General features: G+C 45.4%; 17 protein-coding genes, 1 tRNA gene and 1 riboswitch. Of the genes, 10 read left to right on the top strand and 8 right to left on the bottom strand.

Annotation, left to right across the window (positions count from 1 at the left end; all coding sequences use genetic code 11):
- Positions 1 to 186 precede the first annotated feature (186 nt).
- The 6 genes from ICN43_RS07390 to ICN43_RS07415 all read left to right on the top strand — a co-directional run bounded on the left by ICN43_RS07390 (position 187) and on the right by ICN43_RS07415 (position 6,332).
- The gene (locus tag ICN43_RS07390; RefSeq protein WP_216198256.1) at positions 187 to 1,026 is read left to right on the top strand and encodes an NUDIX hydrolase family protein; all 840 of its coding nucleotides are present in this window, start codon (positions 187 to 189) and stop codon (positions 1,024 to 1,026) included.
- Between the two features lie 74 nt (positions 1,027 to 1,100).
- Positions 1,101 to 1,208: riboswitch (TPP riboswitch) on the top strand.
- A gap of 40 nt (positions 1,209 to 1,248) precedes the next feature.
- The gene (thiC, locus tag ICN43_RS07395) at positions 1,249 to 3,186 is read left to right on the top strand and encodes a phosphomethylpyrimidine synthase ThiC (protein WP_370623168.1); all 1,938 of its coding nucleotides are present in this window, start codon (positions 1,249 to 1,251) and stop codon (positions 3,184 to 3,186) included.
- Positions 3,187 to 4,338, top strand: coding sequence for an FAD-dependent oxidoreductase (locus ICN43_RS07400; protein ID WP_370623169.1), 1,152 nt, complete (start codon positions 3,187 to 3,189; stop codon positions 4,336 to 4,338).
- Positions 4,329 to 4,526 (top strand): sulfur carrier protein ThiS, encoded by a 198-nt coding sequence (gene thiS / locus ICN43_RS07405; RefSeq protein ID WP_216198258.1) that lies wholly within the window; start codon positions 4,329 to 4,331, stop codon positions 4,524 to 4,526. The genes ICN43_RS07400 and thiS overlap by 10 nt, the downstream gene beginning before the upstream one ends.
- Before the next feature lie 48 nt (positions 4,527 to 4,574).
- Positions 4,575 to 5,393, top strand: a complete 819-nt coding sequence (locus ICN43_RS07410; RefSeq protein WP_216198261.1) for a thiazole synthase — start codon at positions 4,575 to 4,577, stop codon at positions 5,391 to 5,393.
- Positions 5,394 to 5,405: 12 nt separating this feature from the next.
- Positions 5,406 to 6,332, top strand: coding sequence for a thiamine phosphate synthase (locus tag ICN43_RS07415; RefSeq protein WP_216198264.1), 927 nt, complete (start codon positions 5,406 to 5,408; stop codon positions 6,330 to 6,332).
- On the opposite strand, the gene thiD is transcribed toward ICN43_RS07415, so the two are convergent.
- Complete coding sequence (gene thiD, locus ICN43_RS07420; protein ID WP_216198266.1) at positions 6,329 to 7,213, bottom strand: bifunctional hydroxymethylpyrimidine kinase/phosphomethylpyrimidine kinase; 885 nt, start codon at positions 7,211 to 7,213, stop codon at positions 6,329 to 6,331. The two genes, ICN43_RS07415 and thiD, sit on opposite strands and share 4 nt — an antisense overlap.
- 21 nt (positions 7,214 to 7,234) lie before the next feature.
- On the opposite strand from thiD, the gene ICN43_RS07425 reads away from it, so the two are divergent.
- Positions 7,235 to 7,310 (top strand) — tRNA-Asn (locus tag ICN43_RS07425).
- 97 nt (positions 7,311 to 7,407) lie between these two features.
- Here ICN43_RS07425 and ICN43_RS07430 read toward each other — a convergent pair.
- From ICN43_RS07430 to ICN43_RS07445, 4 genes are all read right to left on the bottom strand, one after another.
- Positions 7,408 to 8,397 (bottom strand): tripartite tricarboxylate transporter substrate binding protein, encoded by a 990-nt coding sequence (locus ICN43_RS07430; protein ID WP_216198268.1) that lies wholly within the window; start codon positions 8,395 to 8,397, stop codon positions 7,408 to 7,410.
- A gap of 554 nt (positions 8,398 to 8,951) precedes the next feature.
- Positions 8,952 to 10,391 (bottom strand): NAD-dependent succinate-semialdehyde dehydrogenase, encoded by a 1,440-nt coding sequence (locus tag ICN43_RS07435; RefSeq protein ID WP_216198269.1) that lies wholly within the window; start codon positions 10,389 to 10,391, stop codon positions 8,952 to 8,954.
- Between the two features lie 64 nt (positions 10,392 to 10,455).
- Complete coding sequence (locus ICN43_RS07440) at positions 10,456 to 11,211, bottom strand: SDR family NAD(P)-dependent oxidoreductase (RefSeq protein ID WP_216198271.1); 756 nt, start codon at positions 11,209 to 11,211, stop codon at positions 10,456 to 10,458.
- Between the two features lie 134 nt (positions 11,212 to 11,345).
- Positions 11,346 to 11,930 carry a hypothetical protein gene (locus ICN43_RS07445; RefSeq protein WP_216198273.1) on the bottom strand — a complete coding sequence of 195 codons (585 nt, stop codon included), beginning with the start codon at positions 11,928 to 11,930 and terminating at the stop codon, positions 11,346 to 11,348.
- A gap of 242 nt (positions 11,931 to 12,172) precedes the next feature.
- On the opposite strand from ICN43_RS07445, the gene ICN43_RS07450 reads away from it, so the two are divergent.
- On the top strand, positions 12,173 to 13,204 hold the full coding sequence (locus ICN43_RS07450) for a tripartite tricarboxylate transporter substrate binding protein (protein ID WP_216198275.1): 1,032 nt from the start codon (positions 12,173 to 12,175) through the stop codon (positions 13,202 to 13,204).
- Between the two features lie 46 nt (positions 13,205 to 13,250).
- Here the strand turns inward: ICN43_RS07450 and ICN43_RS07455 are convergent, their stop codons facing one another.
- On the bottom strand, positions 13,251 to 14,903 hold the full coding sequence (locus ICN43_RS07455; RefSeq protein WP_216198277.1) for a thiamine pyrophosphate-binding protein: 1,653 nt from the start codon (positions 14,901 to 14,903) through the stop codon (positions 13,251 to 13,253).
- A 228-nt stretch (positions 14,904 to 15,131) separates the two neighbouring features.
- Here ICN43_RS07455 and yegQ point away from each other — a divergent pair, with 228 nt between their 5' ends.
- Positions 15,132 to 16,439: a tRNA 5-hydroxyuridine modification protein YegQ gene (gene yegQ, locus ICN43_RS07460; protein WP_216859734.1), complete on the top strand. Its 1,308-nt coding sequence runs from the start codon at positions 15,132 to 15,134 to the stop codon at positions 16,437 to 16,439.
- A 28-nt stretch (positions 16,440 to 16,467) separates the two neighbouring features.
- Here the strand turns inward: yegQ and ICN43_RS07465 are convergent, their stop codons facing one another.
- Together ICN43_RS07465 and ICN43_RS07470 are read right to left on the bottom strand one after the other, a co-directional pair.
- Complete coding sequence (locus ICN43_RS07465; RefSeq protein ID WP_216198279.1) at positions 16,468 to 17,343, bottom strand: oxaloacetate decarboxylase; 876 nt, start codon at positions 17,341 to 17,343, stop codon at positions 16,468 to 16,470.
- Positions 17,340 to 18,317 carry a tripartite tricarboxylate transporter substrate binding protein gene (locus ICN43_RS07470; RefSeq protein ID WP_216198282.1) on the bottom strand — a complete coding sequence of 326 codons (978 nt, stop codon included), beginning with the start codon at positions 18,315 to 18,317 and terminating at the stop codon, positions 17,340 to 17,342. The genes ICN43_RS07465 and ICN43_RS07470 overlap by 4 nt, the downstream gene beginning before the upstream one ends.
- A 147-nt stretch (positions 18,318 to 18,464) precedes the next feature.
- On the opposite strand from ICN43_RS07470, the gene ICN43_RS07475 reads away from it, so the two are divergent.
- Complete coding sequence (locus ICN43_RS07475) at positions 18,465 to 18,743, top strand: hypothetical protein (protein WP_216198284.1); 279 nt, start codon at positions 18,465 to 18,467, stop codon at positions 18,741 to 18,743.

The raw sequence follows: 18,743 nt of genomic DNA on the forward strand, positions 1-18,743 counted from the left end.
GATTTTGTGGATAAATCCCCAAAAGTTTTCGTAAGTTGCGGATTTGTATAGAGTGACCTAGCTTGCTTAAAATATAAGCATCTACTTCCACTAAAAATTTAAATAAAGATCTATTGACATTTCGAATTCATTTATTATTTTTTTTGGTATCAATACAGCATTTTTTATTTCTCTTACACTTGATGCATGTATAAGCTCACAACTAGCACGATCGCCGCATTAGAGGAAATGCTCCAAAACACGGCAAGATCAGCCCCACAAGATTTTTTACCCATTCATTTTCTAGGCGGCGCTTCCGCTGGACAGGTCATTGGTCACCTTAATCCAGAATTTATCTCTTACTTACAAGAATCTCTAGCCAAACACCCGATCGCTGAAGTAACGATGGGTCATGATCGCCTGACCATTCATCACGCTCGACCCCTGATTCTGTCTGGAAGTCTAGCTAAATTAGCGGACCGAATGCGGCAAGGCGCGTTCATTCCAGGCTGGCGGCATGAAGATTTTGCGTGGATTGATGAAAATGGTCATGAGTACTTTCGACTAGAGCGCGCCGCTTTCCGTACTTTTGGATTCCGGAGCATGGCAACCCATATCAATGGCTATACCAAGGCGGGTAAGCTCTGGCTTAGTCGCCGCAGTGAAACCAAGGCTACTGATCCAGGGCGTCTAGATAATCTTGCAGCAGGAGGTATTGGGGCAGATGAAACCCCTTGGGTTAATGCCCGGAGGGAGTTGTGGGAAGAGGCCGGCGTCCCAGCCCAGATTTCTGATCAAATTGAGCCGGTTGGGCGTATTCATATGCGGCGCGCAATTCCAGGCAAGGGTTTTCATGATGAGCAACTCTATATTTATGATCTAGAGCTAGCCGAGAACTTTATTCCCACCAATCATGATGGTGAAGTCAGCGGTTTTATTGAAATCTCGCTTTCGGAGGCCGCAGCACGCATTTTGGCCGACGAGTTCACTAGCGATGCCGCATTTGTGACCGCGGATTTCATCTTGCGCAATAGCAAGGCGAGTTAAGTTATTCCAAGTTGGCTAAATGACTTGATTTTGATCATCTGGATTAGAGTCATTTCGTGGTTAAATAAGGTCTAAGGATGAAACAGGGGTGCCCTTTTAGTAATTTTTGCTATAAGGCGCTGAGAAAGACCCTATAACCCGATCCAGGTAATGCTGGCGTGGGGAGTTTTCCATCAGACCGTCACCCGGTTTCGTCCATCTAAACACAGTTAGGAGATGGACATGAGCGATACCAAAAATAAATTAAAGCAAGAGATTCCAAGTCTAAAAAGCTTGGAGCGTGACTTTGGTCAAAAATTTGCCTACCCCGCATCTACTAAAACATATCTAGAGGGTTCGCGTCCAGATATTAAAGCCCCAATTCGAATGATCGAGCAATTGTCAACGCGTGTTGGCGAAGCGATGGTCTCCAATCCTCCAGTGCCGGTATATGACACATCAGGTCCGTATAGCGATCCCGATATTGTGATTAACCTTGAAAAAGGTTTGCCTTTATTGCGTAAAGGTTGGATTGAAGAACGTGGTGATACTGTGCAATTAGCTGGGCCAAGCTCTGAGTATGGTGTTGCCCGCTCACAAGATGCAGCCACACAGAATTTGCGTTTTGCCCATATCAATCCTCCGCGCGTTGCTAAAGCAGGCCAGAATGTGAGCCAAATGTATTACGCCCGTAAGGGCATCGTGACCCCTGAAATGGAATATGTCGCTTTACGTGAATCCATGGGTCTTGAGCAATTACGTAAAAATCCTGAATATAAACAATTGCTGAAACAACATCCTGGCAAGAGCTATGGAGCCAATCTACCTGAAATTGTTACTGGTGAATTTGTTCGCTCTGAAATTGCTGCTGGGCGCGCGATTATCCCAGCTAATATCAACCACCCAGAACTTGAGCCAATGATTATTGGTCGCAATTTCCGCGTGAAGATCAACGGCAATCTTGGTAACTCTGCTGTGACCTCCTCGATTAATGAGGAAGTAGAGAAAATGGTGTGGTCAATCCGCTGGGGTGCAGACACCATCATGGATCTTTCCACAGGCAAACATATTCATGAAACTCGTGAGTGGATTATTCGTAACTCACCAGTTCCAATTGGTACCGTTCCAATCTATCAAGCACTAGATAAGACCGGTGGCATTGCAGAAGACCTCACTTGGGAAATGTTCCGCGACACTTTAGTTGAGCAAGCTGAGCAAGGTGTGGATTACTTCACTATTCATGCTGGGGTATTACTGCGTTATGTTCCTTTGACTGCTGACCGTATCACTGGCATCGTATCTCGCGGTGGCTCCATCATGGCGAAGTGGTGTTTGGCTCATCACAAAGAAAACTTCCTTTACACAAAGTTTGATGAGATTTGCGAAATCATGAAAGCCTATGACGTTTCATTTAGTTTAGGCGATGGTTTACGTCCAGGCTGTATTGCTGACTCGAATGATGCCGCGCAGTTTGGGGAACTCCATACCCTTGGTGAATTGACTGCCAAAGCTTGGAAGCATGATGTTCAAGTTATGATTGAAGGCCCTGGTCACGTTCCAATGCAGCGCATTGAAGAGAATATGACTGAGGAATTAAAGCACTGCCTAGAAGCTCCCTTCTATACACTCGGGCCATTGATTACTGATATCGCCCCTGGTTACGATCACATCACTAGCGGTATTGGTGCTGCGCAAATTGGTTGGTATGGTACAGCGATGCTTTGCTATGTAACACCAAAAGAGCATTTGGGCTTGCCAGATAAAGAGGATGTCCGCACCGGCATCATCACTTACAAGATTGCGGCCCATGGTGCAGACTTAGCTAAGGGCTTGCCAGGCGCTCAAGTCCGCGATAACGCCCTATCCAAAGCGCGATTTGAGTTCCGCTGGGAAGATCAATTTAACCTTGGTTTAGATCCTGAGCGTGCCCGCGAATACCATGACGCCACCTTGCCTGCAGAAGGTGCAAAGATTGCGCACTTCTGCTCGATGTGTGGACCGAAGTTCTGTTCTATGAAGATCACACAAGAGGTGCGTGATTACGCAGCGACTTTAGATGCTGATGGCAATCCAAAAGTGAAAGTCATTCCGATCACTGCAGAGGCCTCTACCGATCCACAAAAGGGAATGGAAGAGATGTCAGCAGAGTTTCGTAAGCGCGGTAGTGAGATTTATCAGTAAGTGAAAAGCGTATTCTCAAACGGTAAATACGCTATTGTTGGCGCCGGCCTCATGGGTCGGTTGCTAGCTGTTGCACTTGCTAAGCGCGGGGCTCAGGTAGAGCTGTTTGAGAAAGGCAGCTCAGATGCTGCTAATTCGGCTGCACGCATTGCGGCCGCAATGTTAGCCCCACTAGCTGAATCTGCCATTACTGAAGATAGCGTTGTGCGCATGGGCATTCACAGTCTGCCGCGCTGGAAGCAACTGATCGATGAATTGGCGAAGCCAGTGTTCTTTCAGCATGATGGGACCTTGATCTTATGGCATCGTCAAGATACTAGCGATGCAGAGCGTTTTGCCTCTCACCTCGAGAGAAATTGTGATCGCAATCAAGCGCTTTCTAAACCGATACATTTAGACAGTGAGTCTTTGGCAGAAATCGAACCCAGCCTTGGTGAGTGTTTTAAGCAAGGCCTCTACCTTCCAAATGAGGGACAACTAGATAACCGCCAATTACTGGAGGCTTTGTTAGTTGAACTCACTTTAATGAAGGTGCCTTGTCACTGGAATCAAGCTGCAGACCCAGAGCAACTCTGCGCTCAACAGAATGGTTTTGATTGGGTGATTGACTGCCGCGGCCTTGGTGCTAAAGATGCTTGGAAAGAAGTAGGCAATGCTTCCAAGAATTTGCGAGGTGTGCGTGGTGAGGTCATACGTTTGTATGCGCCTGAAGTTAAGCTACGTCGCCCTACTCGACTCATACACCCTCGTTATCCCATATATATTGCTCCCAAAGAAGATGACGTGTATGTTGTTGGCGCAACGGAGATTGAGTCTGAAGATTTATCCCCCATGAGCGTGCGCTCTGCAATGGAGTTGCTGAGTGCAGTCTATACCGTGCATAGTGGTTTTGCTGAGGCACGTATCTTAGAAATGGCAACACAAAACCGCCCTACACTCAAAGATAATCTTCCAGAGATCCAGATTGAGCAAAAACCAAATGAGGCTGGCCTCATGATGATCAATGGTCTGTATCGGCATGGATTCATGATCTCGCCCGCTATTCTGGATTGCGCATTAGAAGTATTGAGCGTGGGCTTCAGCTCTACAGCAAAGAAGCTGGGATTACAGGTGACGGATACCGCTCAGCAGGAGTTAATTGCATGCGCATAATGGTGAATCAGCTTGCTAAAGAAGTGCCGAGTAAAAGTACTATTCACGATGTTTTGCTACTAATTAATGCAAAACCGCCCTTCGCCGTTGCCATCAATTATGAATTTGTTCCTAAAGCTAGGCATGCCGACGAAGTATTGCATGAAGGTGATGAAATGGAAGTCATAGCACCAGTCACTGGGGGCTAATCTAGTAATGAACATCAGAATAAATGTAGACCACCGCAATTGATTAATATGACAGCACCCTTACCCAACCCCTTAATTGCTGCAGATCCATTGATGCTTTATGGCGAGACTTTTGCTAGCCGTTTATTGCTAGGAACTTCGCGTTACCCCTCTCCACAAGTTTTAGAAAATGCTGTCAAGCAATCTAATCCTGGGATGATTACTGTAAGCCTTCGTAGACAAGGGACTTCAACTACAGAGGCGCACTCTGGATTTTGGGATCTCTTAAAGAAAATGGCTGTACCGGTTTTACCCAATACCGCAGGTTGTCATAGCCCCAAAGAAGTCATTGCCACCGCACAGATGGCTCGGGAAGTATTTGAAACTAACTGGATTAAGTTAGAGCTCATCGGTGATGACTACACTTTACAGCCCGATACTTTGCGCTTAGTTTCAACCGCAGAAACGTTAATTAAAGATGGCTTCAAAGTATTGCCATATTGCACAGAAGATCTCATCTTGTGCCAACGTTTAGTTGACGTTGGATGCCAGGCCGTAATGCCTTGGGCTGCGCCTATCGGTACAGGTCAAGGACCTTTAAATCCTTATGCATTAAAACTCTTGCGTGATCGCTTAAAGGTTCCGCTACTAGTTGATGCTGGCTTGGGTCTACCCTCTCATGCCTGCAGTGTAATGGAGTGGGGTTTTGATGGCGTCTTGCTGAACACCGCTGTTGCATTAGCTGATGACCCTATTGCAATGGCAAAGGCTTTTGCGATGGCAGTTGACGCTGGTCGCATGGCTTTCCTTTCAGGCGCCATGAAGGCTCAGCAATCCGCTCAAGCTAGCACGCCCTTAGTTGGCACACCTTTCTGGCACCAAAGTTAAAGAGTAACTCTGATGAGCTTAGTTCGCGACCTTGCGGATCAAATTGTTGCAGCCCATATCAAGGATGACTTGTGTTTGCCTATTCCGGCATACAGCATGTCGTTGCCACCACCAAGTATTGATAATGAGCATGCTGCCGATCACTATGAGCTAGCCGGTATGGTTGCAGCCATTGAGATGGGGTTTATAGAAAGTGACTCCAAGGTTCTTGGTAAGGCTTGGTCACGCATGGTTCACCAAGATGGTGGCTTCAATCCAATTAAGTGGCCCTCTAGGCCGGAGCATTTTGATTTACTGCCTTGGACACGGAACATGAATCCCAAAGCATTTGCAGAATGTCCAAAACGCTTAGGTTTATATGCTGTTATGCCGGATGCGGATTGGGTAAAGCGAATGGTTGATGCTGAAGTGCCAACCGTACAACTGCGCCTGAAGTCCAATGATAAAAAACTTATCCACAAGCAAATTAGACAATCTGTTGAGGCGGTTCAAGGTAGTAAAACTTTGCTTTTTATCAACGACTATTGGCAAGAGGCGATTGAAGCTGGTGCATACGGCATTCATCTAGGTCAAGAAGATTTAGAGACGGCAAATTTAGATGCCATTCGATCCGCAGGTCTGCGCTTAGGCCTCAGTACTCACGGCTATGCTGAGATGGTCTATGCCGATCGCTTCTGCCCAAGCTATATCGCCATGGGTGCGGTATTCCCAACCAATCTTAAAAAGATGGCTACAGCACCCCAAGGCCTTGGACGCTTATATAAGTACGCTCAATTGATGAGTCACTATCCATTAGTTGCCATCGGGGGGATTGATGAAGGCAGTATTCATGCGGTGGCACAAAGTGGTGTTGGGTCTGTTGCTGTTGTTCGAGCAATCAATGGGGCGAATGATCCTAAAGCAGCAGTGAAGCGATTGCAAGAGCTCATGAAAACCTAATACTTACCCTCTTCATCTGGTAATGCAGTTGGATAAAAATCATGCATATGCCACAAAGGTCCTGGACCCTCACCAATATTTAAGAAACGCCCTGCTTCTAGTCCTGCCTCAACATAAGAGATCGCTTTAGCAACTGCATGAGGAAGATCATGGTCATCTGCTAAATAGGTTGAAATAGCAGAGGCTAGTGAACAACCAGTGCCATGGGTATTGGCCGTGTTAACACGATAGTGCTTGAATTCTTTTGACTGAACTACTTCAAGACCATCCTCAAGAGTTCGCCACATCAGAAAATCTATCAGTTGTGTATGGGTAGCATCAAGATGACCACCCTTAATCAATACAGCTTGAGGCCCCATATCTAACAACTCTTCAGCCGCCAACTTAAAGTCTTGCGGACCCATAAGCTCACGACCTAATAATAAGGAGGCCTCCTCCAGATTTGGAGTTACCAACATCGCCATTGGAAACAGCTCTTTAATCATGGCCTGAGCAGTATCGTCACCACCCAAACTTGCGCCAGATGTTGCCCTTAGGACGGGATCCAGGACAATTCTTTTGGCTCCATGGCGCTTGAGTGCTACCGCTACAGTGCGGACGATCTCAGGACTAGCCAACATGCCAATCTTGACAATATCCACCCCAATATCCATAAAGACTGCATCGATCTGAGCCTCAACCACATCAAGATCAATATCCTGAATGCGACTCACCCCCAGGGTGTTCTGGGCTGTAATAGCGGTGATAGCAGTCATCCCATACCCACCAAGGGCTGTAATGACTTTGAGGTCGGCTTGGATGCCTGCGCCACCACCGCTATCGGACCCAGCAATGGTCAATACTTTAGGGATCTGTACAGAACTTGGGGTAGATGATTTCATCTTGCTATAATATCGGCTTATTCCTCGATAGCTCAGTCGGTAGAGCGCCGGACTGTTAATCCGTAGGTCCCTGGTTCGAGCCCAGGTCGAGGAGCCAAATAAGTAAGCCCCTAGAGCAATCTAGGGGCTTTTTTTATAAGTGCTGGCAGTACTGATTGTTGAAAGGACAGTACATCTGCGACAAAATTAGCATCTCAATCAATGCTGAAGTTATTTTCGCTAATTACGCGCTTCCAACGCACACTATCATTTCGAACAAAGTTCTTAGCATCTTCGGGTGACTTACTTAATACAATCGGCAAGTAGGCCTTTGCAAAAGATTCTTTTACCTTAGGGTTTTGCATTGCTTTAGTGATAGCCGCAAAAAGATAATCAACTACTGGCTTTGGAGTTTTTGCGGGAACGAATATAGCATTCCAATTATCACTACCTATTCCCACATAGCCACTCTCGATCATTGTGGGGAGGTCAGGAAATGCTGGCAAGCGTGTTGCTGATGTTGTCGCAAATGCTTTCATTCTTCCACTCTTGATTATCTCAGTAACTGTCGCTGCATTCAGAATTGAAAAATGAATTTCGCCGGCAATGATAGATGTCTGTGATGACCCTGCTCCCTTAGATGGGATATTAACCATTGAAATACCAGCCTGACGATTAAAATCAAGCATATCAAGATTCGAGTAACCACCCAATGGGGCAGAAAAATTTAATTCACCAGGGCGTTGTTTCGCGTATGCAACCAACTCTTTCAGATTGTTCGGCGGAAAGTTAGGACCAGAAACTATTATATTTGGTATGGAGGCAATCATTGTGATTGGCACTAAATCTTGAGAAGGGCTTACTTTTAATTGCTTCGCATAAATAAATTCATTAATTGCATTAGTCGAAACGTTACCCATGAGCAATGTGTAGCCATCCGGTGCAGACTGAGCAACGGCAGTCATGCCAATATTGCCGCTGGCACCAGTTTTATTCTCCACAAAAACACTTTCGCCAACAACTTCCGATAGAGCAGCCGCGAGTATGCGAGCTGCAATATCAGTCCCGCCACCAGGAGCAAGAGGAACAATTATTTTTATTGGTTTATTAGGAAAAGAGCCGGATCCCTGAGCGTGTGAAAAGGTGCTGATACTGAGAATTACAATAGCGAAATACCAATGAATACCGCGAGCAAAAAAACGCATAGCTGTCTCCTATTATTGATTTAATAAAAATCATGGCTTATTGAAATTTACTATACATGAATATTTATTAATTAAGCAAGATAGACCTTTTCTTATTTCTTAAGTTATTCAAGGAATCAGAAATAGGCGTCACAATCAAATTTCTAGCGAATAACCTTTATCTCTCCCGAACGATTTCCTGATATTAGCCAAAATATGGGAAATCAAGGGTGCTATTACTTATCCCTACAAGTTAAAGCTAATGTCGGGATTTTAATTAAGCAACATTCTGTGAAATAAATCGGCCACAGTTGTTGAGCAGTCATGTTGAGGATGATTGAACCTAGATCATCTCTTTTATTACGCAGATTTACGAGGCGATTATTTAATATCTTGGTGGGCAGAAGATTGTTAAATTAGAGTCGAAGCGACTTTAGCCACCATCTGCTGGAATCACTGTAAGGCTTTTTACTTCCTGGCCCAAGAGCAACTTTAAGATTGCTCTTGGGGGGTATCTATAAGAACTGTACGATTGACTTAGATATAGATACTAAGAAAACTATACAAAAAGATCCTCAGACGTTCATGATTGCAACTGAACGAGCATTCAAATAAGCTTCCATGGCTTCTGGTCCACCTTCTGAACCATAACCAGAATCTTTGATGCCACCAAAAGGCATTTCGGCAGAAGGCATTGCTGGCATGTTCATCCAAAGCATTCCCACTTCGACTCGACGAGCTAATAAATCAGCATTTTTCAAAGACTTTGTAAATGCATAGCCTGCAAGACCAAATGCTAGACGATTAGCTTCTGTAATGGCCTCATCTAGAGTATTGAAACTGCGGATTGCTGCCATAGGTCCAAATGGCTCATCGTTGAAAACCTTGGCATGCAGTGGTACATCAGTCAAGATGGTAGGCTGCCAGAAGTTACCTTCACTTCCAATCCGCTCTCCTCCAGTTTCAAGTTGAGCTCCATGCTTGATCGCATCGGCGGTAAATTCTGCCATGGCTGTAACACGGCGCGCGTTGGCCAAGGGGCCCATTGTTGTGCCTTCCGCAGTGCCGTTACCAACCTTAAGCCCTTGAGTGAACTTGACCATCTCGGCAACGAATTCTTTTTTGATACTCTCATGCACCAGAAAGCGTGTGGGGGCGATACAGACTTGTCCAGCGTTACGAAACTTAGCTGCTCCCGCCGACTTCACCGCCAGGACAATGTCTGCGTCCTCGGCAACAATCACTGGCGCGTGGCCACCCAATTCCATCGTGACACGTTTCATATGCTGACCCGCCAACCCAGCTAGCTGTTTACCAACAGGCGTTGATCCAGTGAAGGTAACCTTGCGAACAATGGGGTGTGGGATGAGGTAATTTGAAATCTCTGCTGGCGTGCCATAGACTAAGCCCAGCACACCCTCTGGCAAACCTGCATCTGAAAACGCACGAATAAGTGCTGCAGGTGCTGCGGGAGTTTCCTCCGGCGCCTTGACAATCATCGAACAACCTGAGGCCAAAGCAGCTGACATTTTGCGAACCACTTGATTAATAGGAAAGTTCCATGGCGTAAATGCCGCAACTACTCCTACCGGATCCTTGATTACCATTTGACGCACTGACAAGTTAAATCGCGATGGCACAATGCGGCCGTAGACGCGCATGCCTTCATCCGCAAACCATTCAATGATGTCAGCTGCTGACATAGCCTCAACCTTGGCCTCCATCAGTGGTTTGCCTTGCTCTTGGGTCAGCATGACTGCAATATCTGAAGCTCGCTCCCGCATCAAGCTCGCGGCCTTACGCATGATTTTGCTACGCTCTACGGGGAGCATATCTCGCCATATTTCGAAGCCCTTTTGCGCAGCCTGTAAAGCGCGATCTAAGTCAGGGACACGAGCATGCGCTACTCGACCAATTTCTTTACCTGTGGCGGGGTTAAAAACAGCAAGCGATTCACCTGCTGCGGCATCACACCATTGGCCATTAATGAAAAGTTGCGTATTGGGGTAGGTCATGATTATTCCTTTAAATTGTATTTTCCAAAATATTAATAATTACTTAAGCAAGCGGATTGTTAAATTAAAAGGCGAAGCGACTTGAGCCACCATCTACTGGAATCACTGTTCCAGTTACATAGCTAGCTAATGGCGAACTCAAGAATAAGGCAACTGCTGCGATTTCTTCCGTAGTACCAAAACGACCAACCGGAATCTCTTGCCGAGAATACTCAAGCTCATCCTCCAATGTTGGATAGCGCTTTTGAATTTGCTCAGTTCGAATGCGGCCCGGTTGCAAACAATTTACAGTAACACCATACAGAGCAACATCACGTGAAAGCGCTTTTGCCCAAACATGAACGGCAGCTTTTGCAGTAAATGCTGCATTTAACATTCTTGGCTCAGATGTTCCCGTAAAAGTAACAATACGCCCCCAATTGTTTCGCTGCATTCCAGGGACTATTGCATGCGTTAACTCTCTAATTCGGAAAAAATTGAGGGTCATTCCTTCAAGCCATTGCTCTTTGGTTGCATCAAAGGGCACGGGGCGGCTACCACCAGCAGCATTAATGAGGATATCAACGCGACCCAATAAAGCTTCCGCCTCTTTTGCCACGCGCTCAGGCTCGCCTTCAATAGAAAAATCAGCCTCTAAGGCAATGATCTTGCCACCATTTTGACTGGAAATTTCTGTAGTTAATTCCTCAACCAGTGCATGACGCCTTGCAACACCGACTACTGTCACACCCTCTGAAGCCAAAAGACGAGCAGTAGTTCTGCCAATTCCCTGGCTAGCTCCAGTAACCAACGCTGTTTTGCCTTTTAATCCCCAATCCATATAATTTAAATTCTTTTTTTAGTTATTACGAGGTGAGCTAGTATGAATAAAAGCTGACATCGCAAGATTATGACCAGTAGATGCTACCATTTTTCTATCAACCATCTTCTAAAGGGCTGATGAAGTAGCCGAGCTTAGATCAACCTTTTTTTACGCAGATTGGCGAGCCGGTTATTTAAAGATTTAATAGTGAGCAAGTTGAACTTATCACCTTCAGACCAATTGCTGCCTTTCCACTCAATACCCTCTGCTGTGACATCCGCAAATGGCTCCCTACCCTCTTTTGCAAAGCCTTCCAAAGCAGCAATTAATGCCGCACGATCATCAGACCCCCCGATATCTTTAATTGCATCCAAAATGGGTTTAGTAATTGTGTCGCTATAGGTCACCTTCGAGTCGGGATGCTTCGCAGAAGTTGGGGTTTCAAAGATGTATTCGTGCGGCCACTCAAATACATTTCGCGCTAAGTTTTTTACTGACTCTGGACTTACTGCGCCACTAGCAGGATTATTTGGATCAGCTGGCAAGTTGAGCTCGGTAATCCAGGCTTCAAATTCTGCAATACAGGCATAGCGCTTTTCTTCACTATCGCGCTTTTGCTCTTCTTGCGAAAGCAATAAAGTAACCCAAGCCCAAGCAATATCTTTGGGGGTAGCAAATTCCTGATTCAGAATGCCGCTCGCTTTTTTGAGGATGGGTTTGGATGTGAGTTTTGCCATTACGTTCTTTCTGCACTCTTTAATCAGTGCCTTCAATTTAGAGTGGAAGTTGTAAGGGAAACCCCTCACTCATTTTTGACAATGCTCACCACAGACCCCCTAGAATACTCTTGATTGCTCAAGATTGACGTCCAAATTACTCTAAGGATACTTCGGGACCTGGCCACAGATTGGTCTGTTATGCTTTAAGCACTAATTTTAAAAATCATCATCAGAATGACATTGGTAACCAGGAGATCACTATGATTCAAGATAAGCTTTCTCATGTAATTAAAAGCACAACTCTATTTTTTACTGCGGTTATAACCTTATTCATTGGCACTAGCCAAGCATCTCTCGCTCAGTCGGATTACCCCAATAAACCGATTCGGTTCGTAATTCCCTTCCCTGCTGCTGGAGCAACTGACAATATCGCCAGACCACTCCAAAATGAACTCTTAAATACAGTCAAGTGGAATGTCATCATTGACAATAAGCCCGGTGCTGGTGGCAATATTGGCGCAGAGCTTGTCTCCAAAGCAGCTCCTGATGGCTATACCTGGCTAATGGCATCAGTCGGTACTCATGGAATCAATCTGCCCTTATACACTCAAGGCAGCGGCAAATTACCATTTGACCCTATTAAAGATTTCACCCCAATTACCTTGGTAGCGGAATTGCCAAACGTCTTGGTACTAAATCCTGAATTTGCTGCTAAAAATAAAATCAATAGCGTGAATGATTTAATTGCTTACGCAAGAGCTAATCCGGGTAAAGTCAATATGGCATCGAGTGGCAACGGTACTTCGATTCATATGGCTGGTGAGCTATTTAAATCGATGACAAAAACCTTTATGGTGCATCTTCCTTATAGAGGAAGTCCTCCTGCTGTGACTGACCTCATGGCGGGCAATGTTGACATTATGTTTGACAATCTCCCATCCTCAATTAGCTACATCCGCGCTGGTCGATTAAAGGCATTGGCAGTCACAACGGCCAAGCGTTCGCCTGCATTCCCAGACCTACCAACCATTGCTGAAGCCGCCAACTTACCTGGCTATGAGGCAACCTCCTGGTTTGGGGTGGTTGGTCCTGCGAATATGCCGGCAGATATTCTCAATAAAGATAGTGCTGTGCTGATGGCTGCCATTAATAGCGCTTCTGTGAAAGAAAAATATTTAGCAATGGGTGCACAACCTGTTGGCAATACACCTGCGCAATTCTCAGCCTTCATTAAAAGTGAGATTACAAAGTGGACGAAGGTGGTTAAAGAGTCCGGAGCAAGGGTAGATTAAACCCCTCAAGCATCAACTACCAAAAGAGGAGCCATGCTCCTCTTTTTTATTTTCCTAATTCAGAAAGCAGTTTCGTAGGTGAAATTACCTCTTGATCCAAGATCAATTCAATCAAAGCCCCTTTTTTGCTAGCAAGTGCCTTAGCAAATGCTGGTGCAAATTCCTCTGTTTTACTTACCCTAAAGCCAGGCATTCCAAAGCTATCTGCAAATTTCACGAAATCAGGATTGGTTAGATCAGTTGCCATGACTCGGGACTTAAACTCCCTCTCTTGATGCATACGAATGGTACCAAACATACTGTTATTAACCAGCAAGATAATTGGGAAGGCATCATATCGAGCCGCGGTTGCCAGCTCTTGACAGTTCATCATAAAGTCGCCGTCCCCACAAACGGCGATGACTACTTTTTGCGGACTAGTAATTTTTGCGGCAATAGCTGCGGGTAAGCCATACCCCATGGAGCCATTCGCTGGAGCTAGCTGGGTTTTATATGGTCCATAGGGATAAAAACGATGAACCCAAGTTGCAAAATTTCCAGCACCATTAGTAACGATGGCATCACGCGGTATTAGGCTTGGCAATGAGTCCATGATGAAGGCTAATTGCAAATCACCTGCCACCGTCACTGGACTAGAGAAGGTGAGGTACTCGTCATGAGCCCGCTTCATACTGCTGCGATCATAAGCAGAATGCATCTTCACCAGCTTTAAGGCTGCACAAAAATTTTCAGGGCTGCAATTCAGAGCAAATTCTGGCCTGTAAACGCGGCCTAACTCTTCCGAACCCGAAAGTACATGAATCAATTTTGTTTTGGCCTGGGGTACGGTCAATATGCTGTAACCGGCAGTTGTCATTTCCCCCAGACGCTCTCCAATAACAAGTAATACATCCGCCTGCTGAATACGCTTAACCAAGGCTGGATTAGCGCCAATACCTAAGTCACCAGCAAATGCAGGATCAAGATTGTCAATTACATCTTGAGAGCGAAAGCTAGTTGCAACTGGAACGCCCTCGGCATTAGCCCATCGCTGTAAATCTGCGCAAGCATTGCTATTCCAATTACCACCACCAGCAACGATCATTGGGTTTTTAGCAGATAAAAAAGCGCTCATTGCTTGGTCAAAAATTTTGACATCCAAACCGGGCTGAATAATATGAGCTGGGGCTACAGGATTCTCTTGTCCGATCGCATACAACACATCTTCTGGAAGAGCTAATACAACGGGGCCTTTACGACCAGCCTGAGCCACATGAAAAGCATGGGAAACAAATTCATCAATCCGATCGACTCGATCAATACTTCCTACCCATTTTGCGCATTCTGAATACATGCGGCGGTAGTCCATCTCTTGAAATGCCTCCCGCTCAACCATGTCTGTTCCCACTTGACCAATCAGTAAAACCATTGGTGTCGAGTCTTGATAGGCTGTATGCATACCAATCATCGCGTTTGAGGCGCCAGGACCACGGGTAACCATTAAGATACCTGGTTTGCCTGTCAGTTTTGCATAGGCCTCAGCCATGTAGGCAGCGCCGCCTTCTTGACGACAGGTAATAAATCTAAAATCAGAATGATCTACAAGACCATTTAACAGAGGCAGAAAACTCTCACCAGGGACGCCAAAAGCGATATCCACCCCTTGCCTTACCAAAGCATTTGCAAGGATTTGGCCGCCATTTAAACCGGTATTTGACATCTCCATTCGGGTTTCATTCTTTCAAAGTATGGTTAATATTTGCGCAGGACATCCGGAAAGTTATCACACTTCATCTGGTCCCTGGATCAATAAAATAGCAAATTAAGCATCTAGAACTTACTGGTAGGGCTGGACTTCAGCCAATTCCTCAATCTATTCGACCTAAAGGGCTAACTCAAGATCGATTGCCATCAGCAAATCACAACGGTAGGCCTTAAAATGCAAAACATGATCAAGACTCCTGAACTTCTAGCCCCTGCTGGCAGCCTTTCGATGCTGCGCACTGCCTTTGACTTTGGCGCCGATGCCATTTATGCCGGTCAACCTCGGTACTCATTACGGGTTCGTAATAATGATTTCGGAAAAATGGAGACGCTTAAAGAAGGTATTGATACCGCTCACGAATTAGGTAAAAAGTTTTACCTAGTCTCCAATTTGCTACCTCATGGTGGCAAGACGCGCACATATATTAAAGATATGGATCCAGTGATTGCATTAAAACCCGATGCGATGATCATGTCAGATCCAGGCCTCATTATGATGGCGCGAGAAGCTTGGCCAGATATGTCTATTCATTTATCGGTACAAGCCAATACTGTCAATGGCGCATCTGCTAAATTCTGGCGCTCTGTTGGTATTAGTCGAGTGATTTTGTCGCGTGAACTCTCTTTTGATGAAATTGAAGAAGTTCGTCAAGACTGCCCAGAAATGGAATTAGAGGTATTTGTTCATGGCGCCTTGTGTATTGCCTACTCAGGTCGATGCTTACTATCTGGCTATATGTCGCATCGCGATTCCAATCAAGGCGCCTGTACTAATGCCTGCCGCTGGGATTACAAGGTTAAACCTGGGCAACAAAATAGCAGTGGCGATGTTGTTCTATTGCAGGAGGCCAGAAGGCCAAATGATTTAATGCCCATGGAAGAAGATGAGCATGGCACTTACATCATGAACTCAAAAGACTTAAGGGCAATTGAGCATATTGAGCGCCTAACTAAGATGGGTGTTGACTCGTTCAAGATTGAGGGTAGGACCAAGTCACCTTATTACGTTTCCCGTACTTGCCAATCTTATCGCACCGCAATTGATGATGCGGTGGCAGGTCGTCCGATGAATATGTCACTCATTGGCAATCTAGAGGGACTTGCAAACCGTGGCTATACCGATGGCTTTTACGAGCGTCATCACGACAAAGAGTATCAACTCTACATGCGTGGACACTCTCTATCGGGCAGAAGTTTGTATGTTGGCGAAACTCTAGAAATAGATGAGACTTCAGGCCGTGTCAAGGTGGATGTCAAGAATCGCTTTTCTGTTGGAGATAAGCTAGAAATCATTGAACCCGAGGGCAATCAAGACATGGTGCTTGACGCAATGTGGAATCTGAAGGGAGAGCCAATTAGCGTTGCGCCTGGATCAGGTCACTTTGTTTGGATCAAACTGCCACTCAAGAGCAAGCATGCTTTTATTGCCCGCTATACCAATGAGCCTGCTCCAGTAGAGGAAAGTGCATGCTCCTCCTGTTCCACAGACTAGAGCACTTCAAATCCATTTACTAGAGGCCTTATTTTTTGTAATGACTGTCTAACTGATCAAAAAATGGCTTCTGTACAAAATTTTGGCGCTCCTCAAAAGATGCGACTAGATTCAAATCTTCTTTGAGTTCGCCATGCTCCTTTAGGTGGGATAAGGCATTTGTCATTCCTCGCATTGCACCTTGAAGAGCGGCGTTAGCATATAAAACCATTCCAAATCCCATTTTACTGAATTCTTGCTGTGAGAGACTTGGGGTCTTTCCGCCGATGACTACATTGACTACCTGAGGGCAAGTAATTTCAAGCGGTATTCGCCTTAATTCATCAATACCCTCGGGCGCCTCCACAAAAGTAATATCTGCACCATTATCTGCATAGAGTTGAGCCCTCTCGATTGCATGATCAAGACCGTGCATCGCACGAGAGTCTGTACGAGCAATAATTAAAAGATTCCCACTTTGTCTGGCATCCACGGCAGCACGAATTTTAGATACCATCTCACCAGCATCCACTACTGACTTATCGGAAAAGTGGCCACACTTCTTGGGCATGATCTGGTCTTCAATCTGAATTGCATTCGCACCAGCACGCTCTAAAGAGCGCACGGTATGCCGAACATTCAGAGCATTACCAAAACCAGTGTCAGCATCCACAATAATTGGCAAAGGCATTGCATCTCGCATAGCGGCAGTATGCTCAACTAAATCATGAAGACCAACAAAAGCTAAATCTGGCATGCCATAAAAATTATTAGTTAGCCCAGCCCCGCTGAGATATACGACCTCAAAACCTAATTGGTAAATAATCCGTGCGGCAAGCGCATTCGCTGCACCAGCGACCAAGAGTCCAGACTTTGTCTTGATCTTTTGACTAAGAGCTAGATTTAAGCTCTCATCCGATTTCATTGTTCGTCTTTCATATTGGCAGCCTTCACGATTGCACCTAAGCGAGCACGCTCCGCATCTACAAATTCATTAAATGAGGCACGAGTCCCACCTACTGGTTCAATTCCTTGACTCTTTAATCGATCCGAAACTTGGGGGGATTTCATCGCCACATCTACCGCTGCCGCGAGCTTATCCATAATGTCAGGCGGTACTCCAACAGGGGCATGAATACCAGCCCAGTGAGCAATTTGCAAGTCAGGGAAGCCTTGCTCGACTGCAGTAGATAGCTCCGGATAGACAGAGATGCGCTTAGTCCAGGTTGTAGCTAATGCTCTGAACTTTCCACCCGGCTTGATATGCGGTAAGGCAACAATACTCGCCTCAGATGTTCCAGCCACTTGCCCACCCATGACTGCAGATGCGCCTTCTGAACCACTCTTATAAGGAACCGGAATCAGCTTGGCACCGTAACGTGTATTTAAGAGTTCAGCAACAAAATGTGGAGTGCTTCCTGTCCCCGCTGTTGCAAAATGAAGGCCAGCACCCTCTTTCGATGCATCCACAAAATTTCTTAAGTTTTTGTAATTAGACTCAGAGGAAACCACAATAACTGATGGAGCCAATCCAATCATTACAACTGGAACTAAATCACTATCTTTATAGTTCGTGGTTTTTTTGATCATATTATTTGAGATCACTCCCGCAGCGCTGATCAGAAATGTATAGCCATCAGGAGCACTTTTGCTAACAAAAACTGTTCCAATAGAGCCTCCAGCTCCTGGCTTGTTCTCAACTACAATAGTTTGGCCTAAAACTTTAGATGCTCCTTCAGCTGCAGCCCTAGCCATTAAATCATTTGCGCCACCCGCTGAAAACGGGACGATGAATTTAATCGGCTTTTGAGGCCAACTTTGAGCATAAGCACTTATACCGAAGGATCCCCAAAGAAGGGAGATCAGAATAACAAATGATTTAACCTTAATTGCCCACATTTTTATCTCCAGTTTTGATTATTCATATTGTGTTTTATGGATTATTTATAACATGATTATCGCCAGCCAAATCACTACGTAGCCTGCCTGTTTAGGTTAATATTAAATAAAATCATTAACAAAACTTTGAGACAAAATAGGCTGGCTATGTACCACCAATCAATGAGAACCTCCGCTCCCGCTGCTACCACTTTAATTAAGACATCTTCTAGCGGGTATTATCAAGCGGTAACCTATCCGAATAAGTCCACCCGTTCTATCACAGTATTTGCACTAGCTGGTAGAACGGTAAAAATATCAAGAGTTCTGAACTCCACGTCTGGAGAAGAAATTGGTCAATCAACTGCCCTAGAGCGGTTATCAGTTCATTCTGAATACAAACTCTGGGGCAAGCTCATCAACACAATTAACCTTACGGCTCAATAA

The organism is Polynucleobacter sp. UK-Mo-2m-Kol15, assembly GCF_018881505.1.
In the GTDB taxonomy this organism is placed as follows: Bacteria; Pseudomonadota; Gammaproteobacteria; order Burkholderiales; family Burkholderiaceae; genus Polynucleobacter.

Excerpts from the sequence above, each read along its gene's own strand:
- ICN43_RS07390 (WP_216198256.1), top strand. The coding sequence starts at position 187 with ATGTATAAGCTCACAACTAGCACGATCGCCGCATTAGAGGAAATGCTC.
- thiC (WP_370623168.1), top strand. The coding sequence starts at position 1,249 with ATGAGCGATACCAAAAATAAATTAAAGCAAGAGATTCCAAGTCTAAAA.
- thiS (WP_216198258.1), top strand. The coding sequence starts at position 4,329 with ATGCGCATAATGGTGAATCAGCTTGCTAAAGAAGTGCCGAGTAAAAGT.
- ICN43_RS07410 (WP_216198261.1), top strand. The coding sequence starts at position 4,575 with ATGACAGCACCCTTACCCAACCCCTTAATTGCTGCAGATCCATTGATG.
- ICN43_RS07415 (WP_216198264.1), top strand. The coding sequence starts at position 5,406 with ATGAGCTTAGTTCGCGACCTTGCGGATCAAATTGTTGCAGCCCATATC.
- thiD (WP_216198266.1), bottom strand. The coding sequence starts at position 7,213 with ATGAAATCATCTACCCCAAGTTCTGTACAGATCCCTAAAGTATTGACC.
- ICN43_RS07430 (WP_216198268.1), bottom strand. The coding sequence starts at position 8,397 with ATGCGTTTTTTTGCTCGCGGTATTCATTGGTATTTCGCTATTGTAATT.
- ICN43_RS07435 (WP_216198269.1), bottom strand. The coding sequence starts at position 10,391 with ATGACCTACCCCAATACGCAACTTTTCATTAATGGCCAATGGTGTGAT.
- ICN43_RS07440 (WP_216198271.1), bottom strand. The coding sequence starts at position 11,211 with ATGGATTGGGGATTAAAAGGCAAAACAGCGTTGGTTACTGGAGCTAGC.
- ICN43_RS07445 (WP_216198273.1), bottom strand. The coding sequence starts at position 11,930 with ATGGCAAAACTCACATCCAAACCCATCCTCAAAAAAGCGAGCGGCATT.
- ICN43_RS07450 (WP_216198275.1), top strand. The coding sequence starts at position 12,173 with ATGATTCAAGATAAGCTTTCTCATGTAATTAAAAGCACAACTCTATTT.
- ICN43_RS07455 (WP_216198277.1), bottom strand. The coding sequence starts at position 14,903 with ATGTCAAATACCGGTTTAAATGGCGGCCAAATCCTTGCAAATGCTTTG.
- yegQ (WP_216859734.1), top strand. The coding sequence starts at position 15,132 with ATGATCAAGACTCCTGAACTTCTAGCCCCTGCTGGCAGCCTTTCGATG.
- ICN43_RS07465 (WP_216198279.1), bottom strand. The coding sequence starts at position 17,343 with ATGAAATCGGATGAGAGCTTAAATCTAGCTCTTAGTCAAAAGATCAAG.
- ICN43_RS07470 (WP_216198282.1), bottom strand. The coding sequence starts at position 18,317 with ATGTGGGCAATTAAGGTTAAATCATTTGTTATTCTGATCTCCCTTCTT.
- ICN43_RS07475 (WP_216198284.1), top strand. The coding sequence starts at position 18,465 with ATGTACCACCAATCAATGAGAACCTCCGCTCCCGCTGCTACCACTTTA.